General features: G+C 67.0%; 3 protein-coding genes. 2 read left to right on the forward strand and 1 reads right to left on the reverse strand.

The window, feature by feature from the left end:
• The coding region (locus AB1824_11895; GenBank protein MEW5765666.1) for an amidase family protein at nt 1-1,224 on the reverse strand (1,224 nt) is incomplete at its 3' end.
• A gap of 331 nt (nt 1,225-1,555) precedes the next feature.
• Here AB1824_11895 and AB1824_11900 point away from each other — a divergent pair.
• Both AB1824_11900 and AB1824_11905 read left to right on the forward strand, forming a co-directional pair.
• On the forward strand, nt 1,556-2,050 hold the full coding sequence (locus AB1824_11900; protein ID MEW5765667.1) for a hypothetical protein: 495 nt from the start codon (nt 1,556-1,558) through the stop codon (nt 2,048-2,050).
• 1 nt (nt 2,051) lies between these two features.
• Nucleotides 2,052-3,236: an isocitrate/isopropylmalate family dehydrogenase gene (locus AB1824_11905; protein ID MEW5765668.1), complete on the forward strand. Its 1,185-nt coding sequence runs from the start codon at nt 2,052-2,054 to the stop codon at nt 3,234-3,236.
• Nucleotides 3,237-3,287 lie beyond the last annotated feature (51 nt).

Below are 3,287 nucleotides of genomic sequence, written 5' to 3' on the forward strand. Positions count from 1 at the left end.
TTCCTGGGCGGCGTGGGCCTCGTTGAAGGCGATGAGGTCCGCCAGCGTGCGGACCCGGGACCCGGGCCGGGAAGCCAAGTAACCGTTGAGGTCGGCCTTGAACTCGTAAAGGAGGACTTCCATTTCGGATTCGTCGGTGCGGCCCAGGTTCGGGAGAGTCACGGGGTCCACGACGACGGCGCCCGAGCGCCGGAGGGCGGCCACCGCCGCGTCCAGAACGGCTTCGCTCCTGGGACCGAAGCCGAAGGCCTTCTCCCTCAGGACGCCGATGCGGACCCCCTTTAGGGCCTCGGCCGAGAGCCCGGCCGCGTAATCGGGCGGAGCGCCGCCCGCGGACCCCCGGGAGGCCGGGTCCTCGGGATCGGGAGCGGCCAGAACGGTCAGCAGGGCGGCGGCGTCCGCCACCGTCCGGGCCATGGGGCCGGCCGTGTCCTGGGAGTGGGCGATGGGGATGACCCCGGACCGGCTCACGAGGCCCACCGTGGGCTTGATTCCCACGACGCCGCAGGCGGAGGCGGGAGAGACGATGGAGCCGTCGGTCTCGGTGCCCACGGCCACGGCGCAGAGGCTCGCGGCCACCGCCACGGCGGAGCCCGAACTGGACCCCGAGGGGTTCCGGTCCAGGGCGTAGGGGTTTCGCGTCTGGCCTCCCCGGGCGCTCCAGCCGCTCGTGGACCGGGTGGACCGGAAGTTGGCCCACTCGCTCAGGTTCGTCTTCCCGAGAAGGACCGCCCCGGCCTGGCGCAGGCGCCGCACCACGAAGGCGTCCCGGGCGGGGCGCGAGTCCGTCAGGGCCAGGGACCCCGCCGTGGTGAGCATCCCGTCGGCCGTGTCGATGTTGTCCTTGATCAGGACCGGAATGCCGTGGAGGGGGCCCCGGGGCCCCTTCTCGAAGCGCTCGCGGTCCAGGCCCCTCGCGATGGAAAAGGCGTCGGGGTTCACCTCGAGGACCGCGCGCAGGCAGGGGCCGCTCCGGTCCACGTCCTCGATCCGCTTCAAGTACGCCGCCGTGAGCTCCTCCGAGGTGAAGCGCCCTTCGGCCATCCCCGCCTGGAGGTCCGCCAGGGAGGCCTCCACCACTTGGGGCAGGGCGCGGGGTGCCGGAGGGGGAGCTTTTTGCCCGGTCGCGCACGCGGACAGGAAGGCCAGGGCCAGGAGAGGAGACAGGGACAGGAGGGAAAAGACGCGCCGCCGAGCGCCTCGGAAGGAAGGCCGGGTTTTCATGCGAGACAGCGTATCCCGTCCCTCCCTGGGCTTCAATCTCCCTGTGCTGGAGGGAGGCTGGGTGAACTCCTGATGCCCTTTCCATGAATGCCGGCGCGTTGACGGACTCGCTTTAAAATCATATAATTATGGACCTTCCGGACGGGTTCCGGAGGGAGGGAGACCGTGGCCGGGAAGGAGCGAAAGCGGAAAGTGACCGTCCGCATCGCCCACTCCTGGGAAGAGGCGGAGCGCCTCGACGAGGAGTGGTGGGCCCAGTTCACGCCGAGCGAGAAAGCGGCCATGGTGTGGGGGCTGACGCTGGATGCCTGTGCCATCAAGGGGATCGCCCATGAGCCGAGACTACGCCGATCTTATTGCCGCATTAAACGAGCAAGGAGCTCGGTATCTGCTCGTGGGGGCATTCGCCGTCGCCTTTCATAGCCGCCCCCGTTTCACGAAAAACCTGGACATCTGGGTGGAGCCCACCGCGGAGAACGCCCGGAGGGTCTGCCGGGCGTTGCTGGCCTTCGGCGCCCCGGCACGGCTCGTGGAAGCGATCAACCTGGCCACCAAGGGGGAAGCCCTCCAAATTGGAGTGGCTCCGGCCCGGATTGACCTCCTGACCGACGTAGAACCCCTTGACTTCTCGGCATGCTGGGAACGCAGGGCCAAAGGAGTCTTCTTGGATCAATCGGCATCGTATCTTGGGGTGGAGGACCTTCTCATCTGCAAACGATTCGCGAACCGGCCAAAGGATCGGCTGGATGTCCGCATGCTGGAAAAGGCGCGCCTGAAGACGGATTCCCAGGACAGGCGCACCAAGACAAGGGAAAGGAAGACATGAAATGAACCACTACGCCATCGTGTCCATGCCCGGGGACGGCATCGGAAAGGTCGTCCTCCCTGAAGCCATCCGCGTCCTTCAAAAGGCGGGGTTCCCTGCGGACTACCTCCACGGCGACATCGGCTGGGAGTTCTGGTGCGCCGAGGGCAACGCCCTTCCCGACCGCACCGTGAAGCTCCTCGAGCAACACAAGCTTGGGCTCTTCGGCGCCATCACCTCCAAACCCAAGTGGGACGCCGACACCGAGCTGGACCCTCAGCTGAAGGGCAAGGGGCTGGTCTACTACAGCCCCATCGTCACGATGCGCCAGAAGTTCAACCTCGACCTCTGCGTCCGCCCCTGCCGCTCCTTTCCGGGAAACCCCCTCAACTTCATCCGCAAGGGGCTCGACGGAGGCTACGAGGAGCCCCAGATCGACGTCGTCATCTTCCGCCAGGGCACCGAGGGCTCCTACGCGGGCGTGGAGTGGACCAACCCGCCCCAGAACGTCCGCGACGCCTTCGCCACCCACAAGAAGTTCAAGGCCTTCGCCTCGGCCAAGGGAGAAGACCTGGCCATCTCCACCCGCATCGTCACGCGCGGCGTGACGCGGCGCCTCATCCGCGAGGCCTTCGAATACGCCAGGAAGTTCGGCTACAAGAGCGTCACCGTGGCGGAAAAGCCCAACGTCCTGCGCGAGACCTCCGGCATGATCGAGTCGGAGGCCCGGGCCATCGCCAAGGAGTACCCCGGCATCGCGCTCTGGTCCGTGAACATCGACGCCATCATGATGTGGCTCACCAAGAACCCCGAGGACTACGGCGTCTTCGTCTGCGAGAACCTCTTCGGCGACATCCTCTCGGACGGCTTCGCCGGGCTGGTGGGGGGGCTGGGCTTCGCGGCCTCGGGGAACATCGGCGCCGAGTACGCCGTCTTCGAGCCCACCCACGGGTCGGCCCCCAAGTACGAGAAGCTCAACCCCTCCATCGTGAACCCCATCGCCATGATCCTCTCCGCCGCCATGCTCTGCGACCACGTGGGCGAGCGGGACAAGGGCGAGAAGATCCGCGCCGCCGTCGCCGAGGTGGTCCGGGAGGGCAAGGTCCGCTGCTACGACATGATGCGCATCCCCGGCGGCCCCAAGGTATTCGAGAAGGGCGCCTGCACCACCCAGCAGATGACCGACGCCATCCTTTCGAAGATGTAGTGCCGAAAGGGGCGGACGGGCGGTGGACACGTGAATATGTGAGTCAGTGAG

This window comes from Acidobacteriota bacterium, assembly GCA_040752915.1.
Taxonomy (GTDB): domain Bacteria; phylum Acidobacteriota; class UBA4820; order UBA4820; family DSQY01; genus JBFLVU01.

Coding starts and splice junctions, on each gene's coding strand:
- AB1824_11900 (MEW5765667.1), top strand. CDS start 1,556: ATGAGCCGAGACTACGCCGATCTTATTGCCGCATTAAACGAGCAAGGA.
- AB1824_11905 (MEW5765668.1), top strand. CDS start 2,052: ATGAACCACTACGCCATCGTGTCCATGCCCGGGGACGGCATCGGAAAG.